This is a genomic window from Streptomyces sp. CBMA123, from assembly GCF_014596465.1.
Lineage (GTDB): Bacteria > Actinomycetota > Actinomycetes > Streptomycetales > Streptomycetaceae > Kitasatospora.
This window is the reverse complement of sequence record NZ_MECK01000370.1, coordinates 1-4,051: the sequence shown is the minus strand read 5'-3', so window position 1 is coordinate 4,051 and position 4,051 is coordinate 1. Positions and strand designations below refer to the sequence as shown.

Here is a 4,051-nt window from a genome sequence, read left to right as displayed (position 1 = left end):
ACTGCGTCAGCACGCTGTTCAACGTCACCGGCACCGACGCGCGCAACGTCTTCCAGCAGTCGCAGATGCTCACCGTCGCCAACGCCGTCGAGGCCCGCCAGCTCACCGGCGCCGCGACCGCCGTCGAGGCCGCCCACGCGCTCGCCCGGTACGGCGAGGGGGCCGTGGTCACCCTCGGCGGGGAGGGCGCACTGGTCGCCAGCGACGGGGCGCTCACCCGGCTGCCCGCGCCCGCCGTCCGGGTGGTCGACACCACCGGCGCCGGCGACGTCTTCTGCGGAGCGCTCGCCGAGGGCCTCGCCCGCCTCGCCGACCTGCCCGCCGCAGCCGCCACCGCCGTAGCCGCCGGGGCCTTCGCCGTCACCGCGCTCGGCGCCCGCGGCGCACTCCCCCGCCCGACCGACCTCCGACCGCATCACCCCTGACCGGACGTCGGGGGCGCGCGTGGGGGCGCCCGGACCGACAGGCCCGGGCGCCCCGCACGAGTGCGCTACGGCCGTCCCATGTACGCCGGGTAGTACCCGCTGCTGATCCCCGAGATCCGGATCAGCGTCCCCGGCCGCGCGGCCTCCACGTACTGGTTGTTGCCCAGGTAGATCGCCACGTGCTGGATGCCCCGCGCGGTGCCGTCGGGCGACCAGAACAGCAGGTCACCGCGGCGCAGCTGGCTCGCCTTGATCGGCGTGGTGGCCGCGTACTGGTCGTTGGCGACCCTCGGCAGGCTGATGCCGCCGCGCCGGAAGGACTGCTGCACCAGACCCGAGCAGTCGTACCCGTCCGGCCCGTTGCCCGCGGTCCGGAACGGCTTGCCCAGCTGGGCGAGCGCGTACTCCACCGCGGTCTCGACATCCCGGTCCTCGGCCACCTGGGAGCCGCCGGGGGAGCCGGAGGACCCGGACGAGCCGGACGAGGAGCCGCCGGTCCGCTGCAGGTAGATGTCGTAGTGGGAGGTCCAGCGCCACTCCCCCTTGCTGTTCTTGAACCAGTACCGCGAACCGTCCCAGCCCTGCTTGATCCCGCCGTTCGAGGACTTCGACGAGGACGAGGACGACGACTTCGCCGTGGACTTCGCCCCGCCGGTCCGCGCCAGGTACACGCTGTAGTGCGTGGTCCAGCGCCACTGCCCCTGGCTGTTCTTGAACCAGTACCGCGAGCCGTCCCACCCGGCGTGCGCCGGCGCCCGCTCGGCCACGGCGGGGCTCACGCCGGTGCCGAGGCCGATGGTCCCCGCCCCGACCGCGATCACGGCCGCCATGCCTATCCCCCGGCGGATCCGCGCGGCCCGCGAGGGACGGGCGGGGGTGGCGGAACGGGCGGCGGTGGCGGGGGCGTGCTGCCCGGTCGGTTCGTCGGCGGCATCCGGCGCGCCGGTGTTGACGGTGGTCATCCTGCTGACTTCCTTCACTGCTGCGAACGCACTGCGGCGTACGGCCGCCGAACGGACGACTGCGGAAACTGCTGCGGACACGCGGTACGCCCCGACAGGGCCGGTACGTACGCTCGGCAGATCCCCGGTCCGACGTGCCGCGGCCTCCGGTCCTGCGACCGGGAGCCGCGGCACGTCACCCAGGATTCAGTTCTGCCTGCGTGTCACGTTAGGCACGCGTCCCGTCACGGCGCGCAGTGGAGTGCGCCAAAGGAAGGTTTCCGCAGGACGGCCGCCGACGGCGCATCAGGGTGAACGGCCGTCACCGCCCGGCGTGTCCGACGCCCCCTCATCAGCGCCCTTCGGCCTCCGTCAGCAGCTGCTTCTTCAGCACCTTTCCCAGCGCGTTCCTGGGCAGTTCGGGCACCAGGACGACCCGGCGCGGCCGCTTGTGCACCGAGAGCCGCTCCGCCACGAAGGCCGTCAGCTGTTCCCCCGTCACGGCGCCGTCCGGAACGACGTAGGCGACGATCGCCTGTCCGAGGTCCTCGTCCGGCGCGCCGACCACCGCCGCGTCGGCGACCGCCGGGTGGTCGCGCAGCGCGGCCTCCACCTCACCGGCGCCGATCCGGTAGCCGCCGCTCTTGATCAGGTCCACCGAGGCGCGGCCGACGATCCGGTGGAAGCCGTCCGCCCCGATCACCGCGACGTCCCCGGTGCGGAACCAGCCGTCCGCCGTCCAGGCCTCGGCATCGGCGTCCGGCCGGTTGAGGTAGCCGCTGAACAGGGTCGGGCCGCAGACCTGCAGCTCACCGACGCTCTCCCCGTCGTACGGGACCGACTCGCCGTCCTCGCCGACCAGCCGGGTGCGCACCCCTTCCACCGGCAGCCCGACGCTGCCGGGCCGCCGCTCGCCGTCGGCTCGGGTGCTGACGGTGATCAGCGACTCGGTCATCCCGTAGCGCTCGATCGGGGCGTGCCCGGTGAGCGCCGCCAGCCGCTCGAACACCGGCACCGGCAGCGGCGCGCTGCCGGAGACCAGCAGTCGGGCGGAGGCCAGCCGCCCGGCGGCCTCCTGGTCGGCCGCCAGCCGGGACCACACGGTGGGCACGCCGAAGTAGAGGCTGCCGCCCGCCGCCGCGTAACCCTCCGGGGTGGGCCGTCCGGTGTGCACCAGCCGGCTGCCGGTGCGCAGGGCGCCGAGCACACCGAGCAGCAGCCCGTGCACGTGGAACAGCGGCAGACCGTGGACGAGGGTGTCCTCGGCGGTCCACCGCCAGGCGGCGGCGAGGGCGTCCAGGTCGGCGGCGATCGCCGCCCGCCGGATCACCGCGCCCTTGGGCGCGCCGGTGGTGCCCGAGGTGTAGAGCACGAAGCCGGTCGCCTCGGCGGCCGGTTCGGCGTATCCGGTCGCCGAGCGCTCGGCGGGGTCGACGGGCAGGGCCGCCACCGACGCGCCGGCGGGCGCGGCCTCCCCGGCGGCGTGCGCCAGCAGCGCCGCACCCGAGTCGCGCAGGATGTGCTCGCGCTCCTTGGGGCCCGAGTCGGGCGGCAGCGGCACCACCGGGACGCCCGCCAGCAGCCCGCCGACCACGGCCACCACCGTCTCCACGGTGGGCCGGGCGAGCACCGCGAGCGCGGGGGCCCCGGCGACCCGGTCGGCCACCGCGGTCGCCGCGCCCAGCAGCTCCTCCCGGGAGAGCGCCCGGCCGTCGATCCGCAGCGCGTCCGCCGCGTCGCCGTGGCCACCCTGAAGTGCCGTCAGCAGTGCCATGCTTCCGTCCTCGCCCTCGTCCTCGCCCCGATCGCACCACAGGCTCCCGCGCCCGGGCACCGTCGGGCCGACTCTACGGGCCGGCGCTCCGCTCCCCGCGGCCCGGGGCACAACGGCGGAGGGCGTGGCACCGAGCACCCGGCACCACGCCCTCCAGTCCTACCCGTGGGATCAGCCCTTGCGGGCCTTCACCTCGGTGGTGAGCTGCGGCAGCACCTGGAAGAGGTCGCCGACCACGCCGTAGTCGACCAGCTCGAAGATCGGGGCCTCGGGGTCCTTGTTGACGGCCACGATGGTCTTCGAGGTCTGCATGCCGGCCCGGTGCTGGATGGCACCGGAGATGCCCGCCGCGATGTAGAGCTGCGGGGAGACCTGCTTGCCGGTCTGGCCGACCTGCGAGCTGTGCGGGTACCAGCCGGCGTCGACGGCGGCGCGCGAGGCACCGACCGCCGCGCCCAGCGCGTCGGCGAGCTCCTCGACCACGCCGAAGCCCTCGGCCGCACCGACACCGCGACCGCCGGAGACCACGATGGCGGCCTCGGTCAGTTCGGGACGGCCGGTCGAGACGCGCGGGGTGCGCGAGGTGACCTTGGCGGCGTTGCCGGTGAACTCCACCGACACGTTCTCCACGGCGCCGGCGGCCGCGGCGGCCTCCGGGGCGACGGCGTTCGGCTTGACGGTGATGACCGGCGCGCCCTTGGTGACCTTGGACTTCACCTGGAAGGACGCGGCGAACACCGACTGGGTGGCGACCGGACCGCCGTCGCCGGCCTCCAGGTCGACGGCGTCGGTGATGATGCCGGAGCCGAGGCGCAGCGCGACGCGGGCGGCGACCTCCTTGCCCTCGCCGGAGGACGTCACCAGGACGGCGGCCGCGTCGTTGGCCTTGGCGATCTGGGCCAGGGCGTCCA

Annotated in this window: 4 protein-coding genes; 1 reads left to right on the top strand and 3 read right to left on the bottom strand. The window is 74.9% G+C overall.

From position 1 onward, the window contains the following. On the top strand, positions 1-425 hold a 425-nt coding region (locus BG452_RS30910; RefSeq protein ID WP_188307661.1), incomplete at its 5' end, for a PfkB family carbohydrate kinase. Between the two features lie 65 nt (positions 426-490). Here the strand turns inward: BG452_RS30910 and BG452_RS30905 are convergent. From BG452_RS30905 to BG452_RS30895, 3 genes are all read right to left on the bottom strand, one after another. Continuing rightward, complete coding sequence (locus tag BG452_RS30905; RefSeq protein ID WP_188307660.1) at positions 491-1,387, bottom strand: C40 family peptidase; 897 nt, start codon at positions 1,385-1,387, stop codon at positions 491-493. A gap of 331 nt (positions 1,388-1,718) precedes the next feature. After that, complete coding sequence (locus BG452_RS30900) at positions 1,719-3,140, bottom strand: acyl-CoA synthetase (RefSeq protein WP_188307659.1); 1,422 nt, start codon at positions 3,138-3,140, stop codon at positions 1,719-1,721. Positions 3,141-3,311: 171 nt separating this feature from the next. Further along, a partial coding sequence (locus BG452_RS30895; RefSeq protein WP_188307658.1) for an electron transfer flavoprotein subunit alpha/FixB family protein occupies positions 3,312-4,051 on the bottom strand: 740 nt, incomplete at its 5' end.